Origin of the sequence: Flavobacterium sp. M31R6 (assembly GCF_013284035.1) — a bacterium.
GTDB lineage: Bacteria > Bacteroidota > Bacteroidia > Flavobacteriales > Flavobacteriaceae > Flavobacterium.
The window spans coordinates 4256226-4274807 of the sequence record NZ_CP054141.1; the positions used below are offsets into that span (position 1 = coordinate 4256226).

General features: G+C 35.6%; 16 protein-coding genes and 1 tRNA gene. 8 read left to right on the forward strand and 9 right to left on the reverse strand.

The window, feature by feature from the left end; genetic code table 11:
- Positions 1-75 precede the first annotated feature (75 nt).
- The 4 genes from HQN62_RS17985 (at position 76) to HQN62_RS18000 (ending at position 4547) form a co-directional block, all read left to right on the forward strand.
- Entirely contained in the window at positions 76-1143 is a 1068-nt protein-coding gene (locus HQN62_RS17985; RefSeq protein WP_173505364.1) for an anhydro-N-acetylmuramic acid kinase, read from the forward strand.
- A 258-nt stretch (positions 1144-1401) separates the two neighbouring features.
- Entirely contained in the window at positions 1402-1977 is a 576-nt protein-coding gene (locus tag HQN62_RS17990) for a chalcone isomerase family protein (protein WP_116797120.1), read from the forward strand.
- Between the two features lie 257 nt (positions 1978-2234).
- Complete coding sequence (locus HQN62_RS17995) at positions 2235-3461, forward strand: Glu/Leu/Phe/Val dehydrogenase dimerization domain-containing protein (protein WP_116797119.1); 1227 nt, start codon at positions 2235-2237, stop codon at positions 3459-3461.
- A 174-nt stretch (positions 3462-3635) separates the two neighbouring features.
- Positions 3636-4547 (forward strand): energy transducer TonB, encoded by a 912-nt coding sequence (locus HQN62_RS18000; protein ID WP_173505365.1) that lies wholly within the window; start codon positions 3636-3638, stop codon positions 4545-4547.
- Between the two features lie 486 nt (positions 4548-5033).
- Here the strand turns inward: HQN62_RS18000 and HQN62_RS18005 are convergent, their stop codons facing one another.
- Positions 5034-5429, reverse strand: coding sequence for an ExbD/TolR family protein (locus HQN62_RS18005; RefSeq protein ID WP_173505366.1), 396 nt, complete (start codon positions 5427-5429; stop codon positions 5034-5036).
- A gap of 3 nt (positions 5430-5432) precedes the next feature.
- Positions 5433-6128, reverse strand: coding sequence for a MotA/TolQ/ExbB proton channel family protein (locus HQN62_RS18010; protein WP_116797116.1), 696 nt, complete (start codon positions 6126-6128; stop codon positions 5433-5435).
- 128 nt (positions 6129-6256) lie between these two features.
- On the opposite strand from HQN62_RS18010, the gene HQN62_RS18015 reads away from it, so the two are divergent.
- The gene (locus HQN62_RS18015) at positions 6257-7492 is read left to right on the forward strand and encodes a bifunctional folylpolyglutamate synthase/dihydrofolate synthase (RefSeq protein ID WP_173505367.1); all 1236 of its coding nucleotides are present in this window, start codon (positions 6257-6259) and stop codon (positions 7490-7492) included.
- Between the two features lie 216 nt (positions 7493-7708).
- Complete coding sequence (locus HQN62_RS18020) at positions 7709-8407, forward strand: hypothetical protein (RefSeq protein WP_173505368.1); 699 nt, start codon at positions 7709-7711, stop codon at positions 8405-8407.
- Positions 8408-8508: 101 nt separating this feature from the next.
- On the opposite strand, the gene HQN62_RS18025 is transcribed toward HQN62_RS18020, so the two are convergent.
- The 5 genes from HQN62_RS18025 to HQN62_RS18045 all read right to left on the reverse strand — a co-directional run bounded on the left by HQN62_RS18025 (position 8509) and on the right by HQN62_RS18045 (position 14864).
- A complete protein-coding gene (locus tag HQN62_RS18025; protein ID WP_173505369.1) occupies positions 8509-9486 on the reverse strand; it encodes an MlaD family protein in 978 nt (325 codons plus the stop codon).
- A 3-nt stretch (positions 9487-9489) separates the two neighbouring features.
- Entirely contained in the window at positions 9490-10266 is a 777-nt protein-coding gene (locus HQN62_RS18030) for an ABC transporter ATP-binding protein (protein ID WP_173505370.1), read from the reverse strand.
- 2 nt (positions 10267-10268) lie between these two features.
- Positions 10269-11063, reverse strand: coding sequence for an MlaE family ABC transporter permease (locus tag HQN62_RS18035; RefSeq protein WP_173505371.1), 795 nt, complete (start codon positions 11061-11063; stop codon positions 10269-10271).
- A gap of 234 nt (positions 11064-11297) precedes the next feature.
- The gene (locus tag HQN62_RS18040; protein ID WP_173505372.1) at positions 11298-14054 is read right to left on the reverse strand and encodes an AsmA family protein; all 2757 of its coding nucleotides are present in this window, start codon (positions 14052-14054) and stop codon (positions 11298-11300) included.
- A gap of 228 nt (positions 14055-14282) precedes the next feature.
- Positions 14283-14864, reverse strand: coding sequence for a MiaE family protein (locus HQN62_RS18045; RefSeq protein ID WP_116797109.1), 582 nt, complete (start codon positions 14862-14864; stop codon positions 14283-14285).
- A gap of 110 nt (positions 14865-14974) precedes the next feature.
- On the opposite strand from HQN62_RS18045, the gene HQN62_RS18050 reads away from it, so the two are divergent.
- Both HQN62_RS18050 and HQN62_RS18055 read left to right on the forward strand, forming a co-directional pair.
- Positions 14975-16225 (forward strand): glycosyltransferase, encoded by a 1251-nt coding sequence (locus tag HQN62_RS18050; protein WP_173505373.1) that lies wholly within the window; start codon positions 14975-14977, stop codon positions 16223-16225.
- Positions 16226-16501: 276 nt separating this feature from the next.
- Positions 16502-16576 (forward strand) — tRNA-Val (locus HQN62_RS18055).
- Here the strand turns inward: HQN62_RS18055 and HQN62_RS18060 are convergent.
- Positions 16567-18090, reverse strand: a complete 1524-nt coding sequence (locus HQN62_RS18060) for a recombinase family protein (RefSeq protein ID WP_173505374.1) — start codon at positions 18088-18090, stop codon at positions 16567-16569. The genes HQN62_RS18055 and HQN62_RS18060 overlap by 10 nt on opposite strands.
- A complete protein-coding gene (locus tag HQN62_RS18065; RefSeq protein ID WP_173505375.1) occupies positions 18074-18229 on the reverse strand; it encodes a hypothetical protein in 156 nt (51 codons plus the stop codon). Before HQN62_RS18065 ends, HQN62_RS18060 begins: the two co-directional genes overlap by 17 nt.
- Positions 18230-18582: the final 353 nt, after the last annotated feature.

Genomic DNA, 18582 nt, shown 5'->3' on the forward strand with positions numbered 1-18582 from the left:
TTTTTTGTTTTAAAAATGTTGTCAAAGGTACTTTTTAATTATGAAATTTTCAATTTTGAATCGTAAATTTGGCCTATGAAAAAAGATTACTATAACGTTATCGGAGTGATGTCAGGAACTTCGCTAGATGGAGTCGATTTGGCTCATATTCAATTTCAAATAAAAGATAGCAAATGGGCATTTGAAATACTTGAATGCGAAACTATTTCTTACAATTTAAGTTGGATTTCAATCCTAAAAACAGCTGTAGATTACAGTAAAAATGAACTACTGGAATTAAACAAAAACTACACTCAACTATTGGCATCCATCATTTCTGATTTCATAAAAAAGCACACCATTGAAAATTTAGATGCAGTTTGTTCGCATGGACACACGATTTTACATCAACCCCAAAATGGCTTTACACTACAAATTGGGAATTTACCTGAAATTGCAAAACTTACACAACAAAAAGTAGTTTGCGATTTTAGAGTCCAAGATGTTCAATTGGGAGGACAAGGAGCTCCATTGGTACCCATCGGCGATCGCATATTATTTTCTGAATATGATTATTGTATGAATCTTGGTGGTTTTTCAAATGTATCTTTTGAAGAAAATAATAGACGAATTGCTTTTGATATTTCGGCCGTAAATACGGTTCTTAATTTTTATGCCAATCAATTGGGACTGGACTATGATGACAAAGGTCAAATTTCAAGAACAGGCAATTGCAATGCTGATTTACTTAATGAATTAAACGCTTTGGATTTTTATCAAAAAAAACACCCAAAATCATTGGGCTTCGAATTTGTAAAAGAAGTTGTTTTGCCAATAGTAGATCGTTATCCAATATCCATTGAAGACAAATTACAAACCTATACCGAACATATAGCTATCCAAATAGCATTGGCTTTGCCAAAGAAAAAAGGAAGCATGCTAACTACAGGAGGAGGTGCCTACAATGATTTTTTGATCGAAAGAATTCAATTTCATTTGCCAGAAATGGAGGTTATCATACCGTCAAAAAAAATCCTGGAATTCAAAGAAGCTTTAATTTTTGCATTACTGGGTGTTTTAAAAATGCGGGAAGAAGTTAATGCACTTCAGAGTGTAACAGGAGCAAAATACGACCACAGTTCTGGAGTAATTTATAGTTTTTAAGTACAGAACATATTAGAAAAATCAATTTTGTATTATTTCATAAAAGCATTCCAACTGTTTTCAATCCAATTTTAAATCCAAATTAGGACATTTTTCACCATATATGTAAGTCATTATTTACTAAGTGATTACATTTTGACAAGAAACATCCAATCAAACCAACATCTTTTACGCATTTAACAAAATAACAGTGATTTGAAACTGGATTTTTAACTATTTAGCATTAATTTTGCTTCCAATTTAAAAATTCACCTACCAATGAAAAAAATATTATTAATAATAACACTAGTTATTTCTGCCTTGTTTTCTGAGGCAAATGCACAAAAACAAATCGTATTTGAAGGAGTAACTATTCCTCGAACAATGAAATTTGAAAACAAAACATTGCAACTGAATGGTGCAGGATCCAGATCTAAAATGTGGGTCGAAGTATATATTCAAGCTTTGTATTTAAGCCAATTATCCCAAAATCCGAAAGAAATTATTAACGACAATTTAGAAATGTCTGTTCGAATTGAAATTACTTCTGCATTAGTTTCTTCTGGTAAATTAACCAGAGCTATGCAAACAGGGTTTGAAAAATCTGCAGGAACCGATTTCAATACGTTAAAACCAAAAATGGAATTATTAAAAAGCTACTTGGCTGACGAAATTAAAAGAGGAGATGTTTTTGAATTAACATATAATCCAACTGACAGTTCTGTTTGGGTTACAAAGAATGGTACCCTTAAAGGAAAAGTTCCTGGATTTGATTTCAAAAAAGTGTTTTTCGGTATTTGGCTAGGCGACAATCCAGTAGATGAAGAATTAAAAAATAGTTTATTAGGAATTTAATAATCATTATTTACTGTTTAAAAAACTTTAAATACCACATTTATAAATGAGCATGACTCAGCATTGGTTGCCAATACCAATGCCGTCATGCTCATTCTCTTTTAAAAAGAACCAAAAAAAGAAGTGCTTTTTTATCTATCGAAGATACAAAAGCACTTTTTTATTGGTGAAATTCAGAGGCAAAAAAATTTAAACCAAATACATATTTCTCATAAAACCTTTTATATATTTGTCGAAAATAAATATATCACAATAATATGAAAGATTTATTAAAGAAATTTGAAAATAAAGCTCCTGAAATCATTTTCAACTGGAAAGACTCTGAAACAGAAGCTGAAGGCTGGACAGTGATTAACTCTCTTCGCGGTGGTGCTGCAGGTGGTGGAACCCGAATGAGAAAAGGACTGGATATGAATGAGGTTTTGTCATTGGCAAAAACCATGGAAGTGAAATTTTCGGTTTCTGGACCAGCGATTGGTGGTGCTAAATCTGGAATCAATTTTGACCCGAACGACCCCCGCAAAAAAGGGGTTTTGCAACGTTGGTACAAAGCGGTTTCCCCATTATTAAAAAGTTATTACGGAACAGGTGGCGATTTGAACGTAGATGAAATTCACGAAGTAATTCCAATGACCGAAGAATGTGGTGTTTGGCATCCGCAAGAAGGTGTTTTTAACGGACACTTCAAACCTACGGAAGCTGATAAAATCAATAGAATTGGACAATTGCGCCAAGGTGTAATCAAAGTAATAGAAAACCCAAGATTCTCACCAGACGTAACCAGAAAATACACGATCGCCGATATGATTACCGGTTATGGTGTTGCCGAAGCGGTACGTCATTTCTACGATATTTATGGTGGTTCCGTAAAAGGAAAAAAAGCCATTGTTCAAGGTTTTGGAAATGTAGGTTCGGCTGCAGCCTTTTATTTGGCCGAAATGGGAGCCAAAATCATAGGTATTATTGACCGAGACGGTGGATTAATCAACGAAGAAGGTTTTACTTTTGAAGAAATAAAAGCATTATTCCTTGCCAAAGACGGAAATAAATTGGTAGCGGATAACATGATTCCGTTTGAAGAAATCAACCAAAGAATCTGGACAATTGGTGCCGAAATATTTACTCCTTGCGCTGCTTCAAGATTGGTGGCTCAAAGTCAAATTGATAGCTTAATTGCTAATGGATTGGAAGTAATCTCGTGTGGAGCTAACGTTCCTTTTGCCGACAAAGAAATTTTCTTTGGTTCAATTATGGAAGAAGTAGATCACAAAGTAAGCTTGATTCCTGACTTCATTTCGAATTGCGGAATGGCGAGAGTTTTCGCTTATTTCATGGAAAAGAAAGTGCAAATGACTGACGAAGCCATTTTTAACGACACTTCCGAAACTATCAAAAAAGCCATTGCAAAAGCATATGACTTAAACAACTCCAAAACAAACATTAGTGCTACAGCATTTGAGATTGCCTTAAAGCAATTGACATAACAAAATACAATTTATTCAAAATCTCCAACACGGATTGAACAGCTTTAAAACTGTTTGATCCGTGTTTTTTTATTACCTATTCTGGGTTTAACACTCTAGTCGTTTTTTATTCTTGACAATTTTTAGTACTTTTCAACGTTTTTATAAGTACACTTTTTTAATTCAATTTCCACAATGAGTTCTACCCTTTCCAACGATCAAAAGAAATCATTAGTCCTATCCATACTCATTTACGCATCCTTATTGTTGCTGTTATTTTTCATCCGTTTTTGGCCACCATATAATCCAGAAAACAATGTCGCACTTGCTGATGGCGGAGGTGGTGGCGGAGGTGTTACCTTAAACTTTGGTGATAGTGATTTGGGATCTGGAAAAAACACCCAAAGCAAGGTGTTGAATGTTCAAAACCAAGCCAAACAAGTCCCTGCCAAAAGCACGCCCGACGAAGCTATTTTATCTCAAGAGAATGCCACCGAAGAAAGTGTTGTTATTCCTCAAAAAGAAAAACCTAAAAAAACGGAAGTTGTCGTAAAACCCGAAATCAAGCCCGAGGTTGTTAAACCAAAAGTATCCAATTCCACTAATGACGCTCTGGCAAGCATCCTAAAAGGCTCCAACAAAGGCGGTGACGGCGACGACAAAACTGCTGGCAACAAAGGAAAATCCAACGGAAGTTTAGCCGCTACCGGCTATTACGGCACGGGAGGTTCTGGTGGAGGGACCGGCGGAGGAAATGGAACCGGAAACGGTATTGGTAATGGCAGCGGTTACGGCCCAGGTAGCGGCGGTGGTTCTGGCGGAGGAAACGGAGGCGGTTCCGGTTATTCGCTTGGCAACAGAAAAGCGCTCTCCAAACCCGCTCCCAAATACACTTGCAACGAATCCGGTAAAGTGGTTGTCGAAGTTTCTGTGGATCGAAATGGAAATACCATCAACGCTATCCCAGGCATAAAAGGCACTACAAACACTGCAAAATGCCTGCTGGATCAAGCCCGAATTGCCGCGATGAACACCAAGTGGGACGCCAGCAATGACGCTCCCGAAAAACAAGTCGGCAAGATTATTTACAACTTCAATCTGAATTAGGAGCAGGACTTTTTCGTTTTCTGATCAACAGTTGTCCCGCTGTACGTTATATTCCCGATTAACAAAAACTACGGCAAAAAAGCCTTGTTTTTCTAAATCGGGAGATGCCACTTCCATCGGGGCTAGTTTACAGGTTTAGTTTTTTAGGAGATATTTCCCTTAGTAGCAGTCTATAATTAAGTTCGCTCCTCATTGCGAGGAACGGAAGTAACCTCACTCCATATTTACTTTCCAATTATTTAAGGTGGTTCTTTTGTTAGTGAGTTTGCTTCGTTCCTCGAAATGACCCATTTTGTGTGGTTCAGTACATTGCGTGAGGGATTACTTCACTATACATTTATTTCCATAGGAGTTCAGTCAACTTCGTTTGGAATAAGCTACCGAAGTAGCATGGATAGCCCGACCGCAATAAAAAATGGGGCGACTCTAGATAATCTAAAGTAGCCCCATTTTTTATTGTGGTCACGCCCAACTCATTTTTATAATTTACTTCGGACTCGTGGCGATGACGAATTTTAAGTTGTTCTTCACTCCTATTTGCAATACATCTACCAAATCCTGCACCTGCAAATTGAACGGAATTCGGACAATAACAGTTTGGTCTTTTCGAGTGTTTATTTTGGACATCAAAGTGGTTTCGAGCTCTTCGTAGGCAACGAGTTGTTTGTCGATGTAGAATTTCTTGTCTTCGGTAACCGATAAACTAATGTATTGTTTGTTGGTTTTTTCATTAGTTTTCGACTTTGGCAGCGTCATTTTTATAACGTTTGGATTGGCCAAAGTAGAGATGATTAAGAAAAACAGCAACAAAAAAAACATGATGTCACTCAAGGAGGATGTGGCCACTTCGGCGTGAAATCTTCTTTTTCTTTTGATAGACATGACTTATGCTTTTTGAATAATATTCACGAATTCCAATATTTGCTTTTGTACTTTCAAAGCATAATTATCAATCTTTCCGTTCAGTAAGTGATAGGCGCTGTAGGCAATAATTCCCACGATTAATCCTGAACCACTACTGATCATTTTTTCATATAAACCTCCCGAGATATTCCCGATACTGATATTTTCGGTCACCGAGATGCTATAAAAAATCTTGATTACCCCCGAAATCGTTCCGATAAAACCTAGCGTAGGCGCAATACCTGCAATCAATCCCAATTGTCCAAGATGCTGTTCCATTTCGGCAATTTCAATATCGGCGGCACGATCCATGTTTGACTCAATCTCAGCAATCGGACGTCCTATTAATAAGATTCCTTCTTTAATCACATTTCCAGAGGCAGTATTGGTTCTTTCGGTAATGGAACGGGCCAAGTCAAAATTTCCTGCAGTCAAGTGATCTCTTACATCCCGCATCAAAAGCGGATCCACTTTCGACACTTTGTTGATGTACAAATAGCGCTCTATAATTAGATAAAAGGTGTAAAATAATAGGATTGCGATGGGAATTAAAAAAAATCCTCCTTTGAGAATAAAACCTAAAACGGAGATTTCATTGTTGGTTGCTACTTTTTCTATAACAACATTGGACGCAGCATTGGCAAGAGTATCAGCTTGTAATTGTATAAAACTAAACATATATTATTTTGGGTTTATAATCATTAATTCTAAAAATTATTTCAATTTTGCATAAAATAATTCAACTGTAATATTAAACTAAAAAAAGCGAAAATTATTTCAATTTACAACTATTTTATCAAAAAATAATGAACTATCAAGAAACTACAAACTGGATGTTTAATCAACTTCCGATGTATCAATTGCAAGGGGCTTCGGCTTATAAAAAAGACTTAACCAATGTTAATTTACTGGCAGATCATCTTGATAATCCTCATAAAAAGATAAAATGTATTCACGTTGCCGGCACCAATGGTAAAGGTTCTACCTCCCATATGCTGGCCTCCATTCTGCAGGAAGCGGGGTACAAAGTAGGTCTATATACTTCTCCACATTTAAAAGATTTTCGGGAACGCATCAAGATTAATGGAGCCGAAATTTCCGAAGAATTTGTTTGCGAATTCATTGAACAGCACAAAGCCTTTTTTGAAGAAAACGACATGAGTTTCTTTGAAATGTCTGTTGGATTGGCTTTTGATTATTTTGCCAAAGAAAAAGTGGATATCGCCATTATTGAAGTGGGTTTGGGCGGAAGACTGGACGCCACAAACATTATCACGCCATTGATTTCTGTAATCACCAATATTGGGATTGATCACGTTCAATTTTTGGGCAACACTTTAGAATCTATCGCAGCCGAAAAAGCAGGAATTATCAAACCCAAGATTCCAGTTGTTATTGGCGAATATACTCCAGAAACACAGCCTGTCTTTTTGGCAAAAGCCAAAGAAAATAAAGCTGAAATCTACTTTGCATCTGATTTGATTTCAGAAACATATCCCTCCGATTTAATTGGTGATTATCAAGAACATAATAAAAAAACAGTTATTCAAACTTTCAAAATTTTGAACGAACAAACTGACTTTAAAGTAAGTGACGAAAACATAAAATCGGGATTGTTACAAGTCGTAAAAAACACTGGATTACAAGGTCGATGGCAACAACTGGGCACAAATCCAAAAGTGATTTGCGACACGGCACACAACAAAAACGGTCTCGAAATTGTTTTGAACCAAATACAAAAAGAGAATTATAATCACCTGCATATTGTAATGGGAGTTGTCAATGACAAAGAGCTAGATGAAGTATTACCATTGTTTTCCAAAAATGCAACCTATTACTTTTGCAAACCAAATATTCCTAGAGGTTTGGATGCTTCTTTGCTACAGGAAAAAGCATTGCAATTTTCACTTATCGGAAAAACATACAACTCTGTTGCAGAAGCCTATAGTGTGGCTCAGAATAATTCTACAAAAGACGATTTTATCTATGTTGGCGGAAGTACCTTTGTGGTAGCAGAATTGCCGTTAAATAAAGAGGTTTAAACAATTCTTAATTTTTCTCTTAAAAATAAATTAAAATTACATAATTACTTGATTAACAATTAACTAACTTTATAAGTGTTTTGTGTTAATTAATCATTTAATTTTTAGTTTATTATGAGAAAGAGAAGCTTTTTTTCGTTGGGAATGCTAATTTTAACATTCCTCCTAAGCATGAATATCCATGCTCAAGATCCCCCCAAACCTGTATTTATTACGATGACAACCCTACACAGAAATTACGATACGGACAGTAAAGATTGGAAGGCAACGGAACAAGAGTACTTTGACAAAGTAACGAGCAAAAATGATTTGATAATTGGTTCTGAAATTCTCACTCATTATTACACCGAAAACAGCTCTGAAATTATTTTGGTCAATGTTTTCAAAACCTGGGAAGATATTGAAAAAGCTGGCACGCTCTCCGATGAGCTTGCCAAAAAAGCTTGGCCCGATGAAAAAGCCAGAACCGCTTTTTTCGACAAACAAAATAGCTATTATCTTCCGCAACACTCTGACGAAATCTACTCCTCTATTGAAACGATTGGTCAGAAAGAATTCAAACCTTCCACAAAAGAGCCCATGATTGTTTACATCCGAAAATCTCAAATGGCAATGACCGGAAAAGGAAAAGGAATGAAGGAATACAATGAGAAAATTACTTTGAAAGACCCGTACATCAAAGGATACTACCCTTTTCGCCACGCCTGGGGATCAGACAGCAGGGATTTCATGGAAGCCTACTTTTATGATTCTTTTGGCGATATAGAAAAATCAAACCTAAAGCAAGATGAATTAATAAAAGCAGCTTGGCCGAAAGAAGCAGACAACAAAGCTTTTTTCGATCAATTAAAATTAGTATTCACAGGGATTCACGGGGATTTTATCTACCACAATTTACCAGGAGTTTCCAAATAAAAAAGAACAGTACAAACTGCACTGACAATATCATAAAGTGCAATTTGTACTGTTTTTATTTTACAAATTAAAACATCCTTTTATCATTAATAGAGATAGCGTTATTTTTGGGAAGCTGCTTTTTTAGCCTCTTTATCTTTATCCTTGAAATAGCCCCTTAATAAAAAACTACTTTGGGCTGCCTTTAGATCTTCATCTAATTTTTCGGAGCTGCTTTCTAAATTCTCTATTGTTTTTTTCAAACTGGCCCCTGATTCTTTATCATGCAACAAAACCCCAATAGCCGAATTGGGATTAGCACTGGCTTCTTTGAGATTTTCCATAAATATATTGGCCGTTTTGGTCATTTTTTCCAATTCTGAAACCGATTTTTTGATCGAATTAAAAACAATTGTGTCGGTAACCAGATCATTTGCAAGCGATCCCTTTCGATTTAATTTTGCGGTATACTCATTAAGAGAAACAATTAATTTATCTGCTTTTGCAGAAGCGTTATTAAGTGAAAAGGCCACTGAATTTATATTATCATACAAAACATTGTCATTCAGTAATTTCCCAACTGTCCCTTCATTTGTTGTCAACTTATGACTTATTTTTTTAAAATCAGTAGTTATCGCCAGAAGGTTTTCATTGTTTTTCTGCAAAGTATTCATCATATTCTCGGTGGAATACGTACTCCCAACCTGCAAAGTATCCCCATCATTGACTGATTGAGTATTCTCGGTTCCTCCATAGATTATTACGACTTTGTTTCCTATAAGTCCGTCCGTTCCTATTTTGGTTTTAGCATCTTTTACTATAAACTGTTGTGCTGTGTTTTCGATATCCAAAGTAACCCAAACATTTCTGCTTTTACTAATTCTAATACTCCTTACCTTCCCGATTTTTACTCCTGAAAGCCATACATTGGCTCCTGTCTGCAATCCATTTACTTCATCAAAAAGAGAAACTAATTGCATTTTTTTCTTAAAAGTTTCATGAAGATTTCCAACCATAAGAATACCTCCAAATAAAAATATCATACCTATAAAAATAAATAGACCTACATACAGTGGACGTTTACTTGATGATTCATTCATGATTTAAAGTGTAAAATTATAGGAGAAAAATTTTTTAATCTGTTCTTCGTCGGTTGCAAAAACCTCATCGAATGTTCCAATTTTCAAAAATGTTCCATCAATTAACATAGCGATGCGTTCACAAGTGTTTTTTGCACAAGTGAGATCATGCGTTATGATAATAGAACTTGTTTTGTATTTCTGCTGAACCTCAACAATAAGGGCATTAATTTCGGCACAAGTTACAGGATCCAAACCTGCTGTTGGTTCATCATACAACATTATTTCAGGTTTCATAATTAACGTTCGGGCAATACCTAATCTTTTTCGCTGTCCGCCGGAAAGCTCTTCTGGATCTCTTTCTATTTTGTCGATTAAGCCTACTGCATCCAGTGCTTCCTCAACAGCATCCCTTACTTGTTTTTTATTAAGATTCTTTACATTCATGGTCAATGGAAACGACAAATTATCATACACACTCATACCATCATACAAAGCACTACTTTGAAATGAAAACCCCATACGCAACCGCAATTCATCCAATTGTTTTGGTTTTAATTGATTCAATTGTTTACCCAACATGGTTACAGTTCCTTTGTCTGGCTTTAATAAACCTGCCAAAATTTTTATTAAAACCGATTTACCGGAACCTGATTTCCCCAATACCGCTAAATTTTCACCTTTTTGAATCGTCAAATCAATCCCTTTCAAAACCTCAAGTTCGCCGAAAGATTTATACAACCCTTCAATTTTTATGACCGTATCTTCTGTATTGGCAAATTGAATCTTTTCTTTTTCCATGATTAAAAATATCTAATCCAATTGACAATCTGTACTATTATTAACTCTTCAAGAAAGATGAGAAATATGGAAAGTATTACTGCTTGATTGGTTGCTTTACCAACACCCCGAGTTCCATGTGTTGCAAAAAAACCTTTGTAACTACTGACTATTCCTATCGTAAATCCGTAAACCAAGGCTTTTGTAAACGATGAAAAAATATCCAAAAAAGCAATATTTGAAAAAGCATTATGATAAAACACTTGCAAGCTTGTTGCCTCTTCGCTCGAAACATTATAGTATGATCCTACCAATCCTATAAAACTGCAATAAAATGAAAGTATGGGAATAGAAATAGATGTAGCCAGAACCCTGCTTACAACCAGATATTTAAAAGGATTAATAGCGGAAACTTCCATTGCGTCAATTTGCTCGGTCACTTTCATGGATCCCAGCTCGGCGCTGATGCTGGAACCTACTTTCCCAGCACAAATGAGCGAGGTTACCAAAGGCCCCAGAGCCCTAATAATAGCAATCCCCATTAACGAAGGCAGCCAAGACACCGCCCCAAAACTTTCCAAAGAGGGTCGTGATTGTTTGGTAAAAACGACTCCAATGATAAAGCCTGTCAGCGTTATTAACGAAAGTGATTTTAATCCAATCTCGAAGCACTGATTGATAATTTCTCGAAAATGAAAAGGGGATGTAAAAGCTTCTTTAAAAAAACGCAGCGTAAAACGGTAACCATTATAAACACCCTCAAAATAAGAATCGATTTCCTTTGAAAACAAATATTTATTGGTGCCTAAAGTATTCATCTTATTATTTTACATTAAATTTCTGGTTTGCAGCTTTCTTTATTTATGTATTGAGCACCTTATCTAAAGATTCGAACAATAAAGAAACCTTTATAAATTTACAAAAAAAGCCACACAATTCACATCCTTTCTAAGTAATTTACTTTTAATAAACAAAAAACGGATATAAAAAAGACATGATAAATGTTTTTTTTATATCCGTTTTTTTAGCTGACAAGCTAATCCCATCTTACTTTACTCTTCCTTATCCTGAATTTCCTCTATTTCATCTCCTTTTCTTCCCACTTTCACTTTAGGATTGTCCTTAGTTCCAGTTACTGTAAGTGGAACCCCAATAATCCCCAACGGAGGCAATCCCAATCTCATTTTGATATTTAATTTACCGTCCAAGCTTGATGTTCCTTCAATTCTCGGTCTGAAACCTGCAAATTTGAATTTGAATCGTTCAATGGTAATAATATTGTTTTTTACTGTTGATTTGATATCTACTTTGGACAGTTCTGGGTTCTTAATGGCTTCGTGATCTGTCGTTGCGCTCACTGCATTAAACATTTTCATCCCTTTTACTTTCACATCTTTTATAGACAACACACCTCCGCCTATTAACGAAGGGTAAACTGGCATCATTTGTTGATTCAGCCTTCCTTTTATTTTATAATCCAATGAAACAATTCCCTCCGCGTTTTCAGCTGCACTTGCCATTTCTTTGAACATTTTCACTTCTTTGTAAGCTCTTTTTATATCAAAATCCGTGGCTTTTATTTCATATTCAAAGACTGCTTTTTTAGGTGTCATTCCTTGATAAGAGGCATTCATCGCAACATTGCAGCCAATTAAATCGAATCCAGTATTCTGCATCAGCATTTTTCCGTCTTTCATTTTCACGGCGCCTTTCCCGTCTTGCAACATTAGTCCTTGATAATTAATTTTATGTGCCGTTGCATAAAATTGCAAATCTAGATTTGAAGGAATGAGAATTACTCCTGTCTCTTGAACTGTAGGTTGTGGAGCGCTATCTGGAACAGCCGTTGTCGTAGCAACAGGTGCTGTCGATTTACTGGACATAAATTCATCAATATTGATGTATTTTGAATTTAGCGTAAAAGAACCTCTTAAAACTCCATTTTTGGAAGACATGAAATTGAATACATTTTGCAAATACCCATTCAGCTTAAAATCGGACTGGCCGTAGGAAGCCAAAAAGGTATTGAAAGACATTTTATCCTGATTGAATCTGAATATCCCTTCTTTAATCAACAATGATTTTGGCAGATACTCCGTTTCAACATTTATATTTCGAAGTTCAAGTGTTCCTTTATTTTGTAATTTACTGTAATTCCCTTTTTCGGCATCACTTTGAGTTCCTTTCAAAACTAAATCTGCTTTGATAAAACCATCGACATCCAATCCTTTTTGAGAAAACACTTTGTAAATTTTACTGATATTCAAAGTCCCTTTGGCTTTGATATCATAATTCAAATCATCAAAATTTTTCAAATCAGCTTCGACCAAAAACGGTTCTCCTTCAAAAGTAAAACCTGCAGGTTTCAACACTACCGAAAGACCATCATAAGTTCCTTTTTGATTGTCTATTTTCGAAACAATATTGATATCGGTTATTGGATTTGGGTAATATGGAGTTTTTACAAATCCATTTTTCAGATTCAACGTTCCACTTGCATTAGGAAAAAGTCTTTGCTTTTGATCGTATTTTCCTTTGGCTTTCAAATCACTCACAAGCATTCCTTTTAATTCTATATCTGGAATTCCAAGCGCCCGGTTTAATTTCTCCAAATCGATTTGAGAATTTAAAACCAAATCAATGTCTGGGGTAGACATCCCGTTAACTTTCAGTTGCGTTTTAAGATAATTTTTTCCAATGTTTAAAGATACCATTTTGGCATCCAGCTGTAAAAGTTCCGGATTCAAAGAAGGCACTTTTGTCGCAATATCCATATTTAAATTAGAAACCGGGAAAGCGCTTTTTTTATAATTCACAAATCCGTCTTTTAGTTTAAAATTCAGATTTAAATCTGGACCCAGATTTTGAGATGCAATATATTTCCCTTTAAGCGTCAGTAATAAATCTACACTCCCTTTTAATTCGGTATCTTTTAGCCAAGTAATATATTTAGGAGGAAAAGCAGTAAAAAGATCATTCAAATTACTTTTGTTTGATTTTATTTTAAAATCAATATCATAACCATCTTTCAAAAAATCAAATTTCCCTTTAAAATCAACCAATAGTTTATTAATCGAAAGGTCATTTTGCTCAAAAACAAAGGATAGCGAATTGGTATTTATCTTGGTAATCAAATCCCCATCCACTTTTTTATTCATCAAGTAGGGTTCATTTTCATAAATGACATTTAGCTTTTCTATTTTTGCTTTCGAATGCAAAGCAAATATCGCCTTGCTAAAATCTCCATTCCCTAGATAATTAAACCCGAAAGCATCGACGTGAACATTCGCAGATTGATCGTCATAAATAAGCTTACTGTTCGTAATTTCGATCTCTTCCAATTTCAAACCTGTTTCCGATTCTTCCTTCGGTCCAGTTTCCTTCTCGGCAATGTACACATTATAATTGGCCTCTCCTTTTTTGTTTACTTTGACATTAATCAAAGAATTGGAAAGGAAAATTTGATCAACTTTTATAGTTTTCCCAAAAACAAGACTACTCAAATTGATTCCGAAAGCAACCTCATCTGCAGCAATGAATTTTTCATTTTGAAAAGGTGCCGAACCATTGAGCTTAAAATCAGCCAGAGTCAAGGTCAATGAAGGAAAGTGCTTAAAAAAGGAAACATTCGCCTCCGAATAATTCAGCTCTCCATTTAATTTCTCATTGGCTGTCTTCTTTACCTCTTCCTTTATTTTATCCGAAAAAATCAAAGGCGTAATAAACATCAGCGCCAACAAACTCACAAGGGTGATTCCTGTATATTTTAATATTTTGAAAAAAATTGATTTAAAATTGGTTACCGCCATCTTTGATTGGTATGAATTAAAAAATAAATTGAGTTTGGAGCTGAAAGATTGGGTATTTTTAAACACATCATCCCGCTTTCCGTTACAATCTTATAAGCCGAACCCCGGCTTATAAGGATTTCCACTATAATCGGGGCTAAAAGTTTATATTTTGCATTTGCCATTTTCCAAAAAAGAAAAATAACAATAATCGAACACAACTGCAAAATGTATCGTTCAAAGGTTATTTTATCCGTGCACGGTTTCGTTTTTACCGTAATTGACAATAATTGAAGTTTCAAATTCAATCCATTCTTGCCAACGCTTATCTACATCAAAATTGTCTACATATTTTCTGGCAAAGCCAAGGAAAGTAGTGTAATGTCCCGCTTCTGAAATCATAAGATCTCTATAAAACTTAGCCAATTCCGGATCTTTTATATTCTCAGACAACACTTTGAAACGCTCACAACTTCTGGCTTCAATCATCGCTGAAAACAACAATCGATCCACCAAGGCATCTTTGCGGCTTCCATCTTTTTTCATGAATTTAAAAAGTTCATTCACATAATGGTCTTTGCGTTCCCTGCCCAAAGTCAAACCTCTGCTTTTTATTAAATTGTGTACCAATTGCAAGTGATCCAATTCTTCTTTGGCAATTACCAATAACTCCGTTACCAATTCTTCCAACTCCGAATTGTAAGTAATCAAACTAATGGCATTGGAAGCTGCTTTTTGTTCACACCAAGCGTGATCAGTCAATATTTCTTCAATATTACTTTCTACAATATTTACCCAACGTGGGTCCGTAACTAATTTTAATCCAAGCATAACAGGTGATTTTAGTGCTGCAAAATTAGTGTATTCCTGCCGATTTTCTATTTAAAATGATGCTTTAACCATCTAAATTGTATTATTTTGCACCATTATCTCAAATTATTATGAACCAAATTCAAACGCTTTTAGTCATTGGTTTCGTATGGCCAGAGCCCAATTCTTCTGCTGCAGGTGGTAGAATGTTGCAGTTGATCGATCAATTTCAGCAACAAGGCTATGCCATTACATTTGCCAGTCCGGCTATGGACAGTGATTACATGGTTGATTTGGCTTCATTGAATGTGGACAAAAAATCAATTGCCTTGAATTGCTCCAGCTTTGATGCTTTTGTCAAAGAGTTGAATCCCACTGTTGTTTTGTTTGACCGATTCATGATTGAAGAGCAATTCGGTTGGCGTGTTGCTGAAAACTGCCCCGATGCCTTACGAATATTGGACACCGAAGACTTGCATTGTCTGCGATTGGCAAGACAAAAAGCATTCAAAGCACATCACGATTTCACTATAGCCGACACTTTAAAAGAAGAAGTTGCCAAAAGAGAAATCGCCAGTATTCTGAGATGCGACCTTTCCTTGATGATTTCTGAATTTGAAATAGAGTTACTGAAGACCACTTTTAAAGTAGACGAAAAACTGCTGTATTATTTGCCTTTTTTACTAGAACCTCTTTCAGAAAAGACTTTTGAAAAGCTTCCTTCTTTTGAGGAAAGAAATGATTTTATTTTCATAGGCAACTTTCTTCACGAACCCAATTGGAATGCTGTTCAGTATCTGAAGGAAACCATTTGGCCTTTGCTAAGAAAGCAATTACCAGATGCCAATCTTAACATTTATGGAGCTTATCCTTCCCAAAAAGTAATGCAATTGCACCAGCCCAAAGAAGGCTTTCACATCAAAGGACGTGCTATCGATGCCAACGAAGTAGTCCAAAATGCAAGAATTGTTTTGGCTCCACTGCGTTTTGGTGCGGGCATAAAAGGAAAACTGATTGAAGCCATGCAATGCGGAACACCGAGCGTTACAACCACTATTGGTGCCGAATCTATGCAGGGAAATCTGCCTTGGAATGGATTTGTAACTGATGATGCAGACGAATTTACACAAACTGCCATCCAATTATACCAAGACAAAAAACTTTGGAAGACTGCACAACAAAACGGAATCGCCATTATCAATCAACGGTATTCAAGAGAATTGTTTGAAAATGATTTTTGTGTCAAAGTTCAATTTTTACGCTCCAACTTACAACAGCATCGTTTGGATAATTTCTTCGGATCATTGTTGCAGCACCACACATTAACCAGTACTAAATACATGTCTCGTTGGATTGAAGCCAAAAACAGCAAGAAAGAGTAATCCTGTAGCGCAATCGCTCATGGATTATATAGATTAGACGAATTTTTGGTGATGTTCCCCAACTTAGAATCTTAGTAACTTAGTCTCTCAGCCCCTTAATCAAGAATTAAACTCATTTTTAGTGCATTTTTTTTACTTTTTAAAACACTAAATACCAGCAAACTGAATATTTTTTAAAAATAAAAAGTAAAAATTCTTTAGAAATGTTTTGCATAAGCGAAAAACTAGCCTATATTTGCACTCGCAATCACAAAATGATAGCAACCTAGTAAAATAGGGCGATTAGCTCAGCTGGTTCAGAGCACCTCGTTTACACCGAGGGGGTCGGGGGTTCGAACCCCTCATCGCCCACTTTGAGGGATAACAGAAATGTTGTCCCTCTTTTTTTTGTATAAAAGATATCCTTTTTCCTCCATTTTACTGGCATTATGAGAAAATATCTCCATCATTGTAGGTGTTCGATATATACCCTCTTGATAGTATAAGTTGCCATCGAACACCATGTTCACAAACTCTCGTTTCTGCAAAGTACCTGATTTGTTGTAGATATGTCTTATATCTCCCAATAAATCCAGATTACTTTCTAAAATCTCAAAAGCTTTACCTTGATTTATGTTGAGTCTTTCTATCGATGCTGTAAGAGTCAGGATATGATCACTATATGTAGAATACCATCTTTCGTAAGTATCTTTATTTATTTCATCCCTGAACCATTTTTCTTCTACAGCATTTAATCTCTGCTGTATTTCTTCAAGTTCATTTTTTTTGTCTACAGCCTTTTTCTTGTTTGTTTTTACTTCCTGCTCAATTGAAGCATAACTGCCATCTCTTATATCCTTAATCTGTCTTTCTGAAACACTCATTAGGTCGCAGGCGTTTAAGAACTGCTCATGTGCTTTTACAGCACTTATATTGTTATGTTTGGAATGCTTGCATTTATAATAGTAGAAGTATTTTCCAGATTTTCCACGGGAAGGAGCACCTGTAAGAGGTGTACCGCAATGACATTTTACAACGCCTCTTAATGGTATCTCATCATCAACGGTTACTTTTATCTTATCTTCCTTTTTCATTTTGGACTGCACCATTGTCCATGTTATCTTATCCACTATTGGCTCGTGAATGGCTGGAAAAAGACCTCCTGGCAGATCCTTGAACGACTCAACCTTTACGAGTCCTGCATAAACAGGATTTGCCAGCACACGGTCAATAGCCATATTGCCTTTTCTGTCAAAACCTGACTGGTAAGCTATTTCCTTGATTTTATATAATGGCACATTACGAAGGAACATATCATAAATTAATCGGACAATTTTAGCTTCCATCTCATTTACTTCGAGATGTCTCTGTTTTCCTTCTCCAACTTTAGTATAGCCGAAAGGTTTCTCTCTGGTAAGAAAACGACCTTCTTTAGCACGGGCTGTATAGAGTCCGCCACGCACTTTTATACTCCTGTTGATATTGTCTTCTTCGGCAAGCAGTAATTGCAAGCCTGCCCTGAAAAAGCTTCCTGGTGTATCATAATCAAAGACTATCCCTTCGGTCACGCTGATAATCTGTATACTGTATTTTTTTTGAAATTGTTTAACCATGTTCATAGCTTCCCCCGCATCTCTGCTGAATCGGTCAAGCTGGTCTACAAGCAGGTAATCCACTGATTTATAATGTTTAGCAATGAATGCTTGTAATTTTATAAAATCAGGACGGTCAAAAGTCTTGGCACTTTTACCCCTGTCGATGAAGGAATCCACCAACTGAATATTATTATATTGCAGGTACTGGTCGGTATACAATTCCTGTCTTTCAATCGAGCCATTACTTTGCCCTAACTGACTAAATCTTAAATATCTAATCGCCCTCTTCATATAATTCTTTCAATGTTAATGATACAATAATTTCAATCATTAGATTTACTAATTTCTGTTCTTTTTCCCTTTCTAAATCTTCATAATTTTTTGATACAATATCATCATTTTCAAACTGTTCATCTTTTAAACTTTCCATATCAATATCATTAAATTTAATTAAGACGCCGTGTATCTCACGGAACCAAAACTAATTTAAAATACAATTTTGCAGTTTTAATTATTTTGCTTTTAATGGAACAATGTGACTGTCTTTGGCTTAAAACACTATAAAAGATACTGTTCTTCAAATTCCTCCGTAAGCTTTACAATCTTTTGATAAAATGCTAATTATAAGATCTCCTTTTCCAATTTTATACAGGTATACCTAGAATATATTTTGTACTAACCAGCAATTAAAAAAAACAAAATAATGTATCCTATCAATTCTTTATATATGGTACATTCAAAAGCATGTTACATACATTTGACGTAAATCAATACTATTGCAGA

What these genes read in the sequence shown, in the direction of transcription:
- HQN62_RS17985 (WP_173505364.1), top strand. Translation starts at nt 76, where the DNA reads ATGAAAAAAGATTACTATAACGTTATCGGAGTGATGTCAGGAACTTCG.
- HQN62_RS17990 (WP_116797120.1), top strand. Translation starts at nt 1,402, where the DNA reads ATGAAAAAAATATTATTAATAATAACACTAGTTATTTCTGCCTTGTTT.
- HQN62_RS17995 (WP_116797119.1), top strand. Translation starts at nt 2,235, where the DNA reads ATGAAAGATTTATTAAAGAAATTTGAAAATAAAGCTCCTGAAATCATT.
- HQN62_RS18000 (WP_173505365.1), top strand. Translation starts at nt 3,636, where the DNA reads ATGAGTTCTACCCTTTCCAACGATCAAAAGAAATCATTAGTCCTATCC.
- HQN62_RS18005 (WP_173505366.1), bottom strand. Translation starts at nt 5,429, where the DNA reads ATGTCTATCAAAAGAAAAAGAAGATTTCACGCCGAAGTGGCCACATCC.
- HQN62_RS18010 (WP_116797116.1), bottom strand. Translation starts at nt 6,128, where the DNA reads ATGTTTAGTTTTATACAATTACAAGCTGATACTCTTGCCAATGCTGCG.
- HQN62_RS18015 (WP_173505367.1), top strand. Translation starts at nt 6,257, where the DNA reads ATGAACTATCAAGAAACTACAAACTGGATGTTTAATCAACTTCCGATG.
- HQN62_RS18020 (WP_173505368.1), top strand. Translation starts at nt 7,709, where the DNA reads ATGACAACCCTACACAGAAATTACGATACGGACAGTAAAGATTGGAAG.
- HQN62_RS18025 (WP_173505369.1), bottom strand. Translation starts at nt 9,486, where the DNA reads ATGAATGAATCATCAAGTAAACGTCCACTGTATGTAGGTCTATTTATT.
- HQN62_RS18030 (WP_173505370.1), bottom strand. Translation starts at nt 10,266, where the DNA reads ATGGAAAAAGAAAAGATTCAATTTGCCAATACAGAAGATACGGTCATA.
- HQN62_RS18035 (WP_173505371.1), bottom strand. Translation starts at nt 11,063, where the DNA reads ATGAATACTTTAGGCACCAATAAATATTTGTTTTCAAAGGAAATCGAT.
- HQN62_RS18040 (WP_173505372.1), bottom strand. Translation starts at nt 14,054, where the DNA reads ATGGCGGTAACCAATTTTAAATCAATTTTTTTCAAAATATTAAAATAT.
- HQN62_RS18045 (WP_116797109.1), bottom strand. Translation starts at nt 14,864, where the DNA reads ATGCTTGGATTAAAATTAGTTACGGACCCACGTTGGGTAAATATTGTA.
- HQN62_RS18050 (WP_173505373.1), top strand. Translation starts at nt 14,975, where the DNA reads ATGAACCAAATTCAAACGCTTTTAGTCATTGGTTTCGTATGGCCAGAG.
- HQN62_RS18060 (WP_173505374.1), bottom strand. Translation starts at nt 18,090, where the DNA reads ATGAAGAGGGCGATTAGATATTTAAGATTTAGTCAGTTAGGGCAAAGT.
- HQN62_RS18065 (WP_173505375.1), bottom strand. Translation starts at nt 18,229, where the DNA reads ATGGAAAGTTTAAAAGATGAACAGTTTGAAAATGATGATATTGTATCA.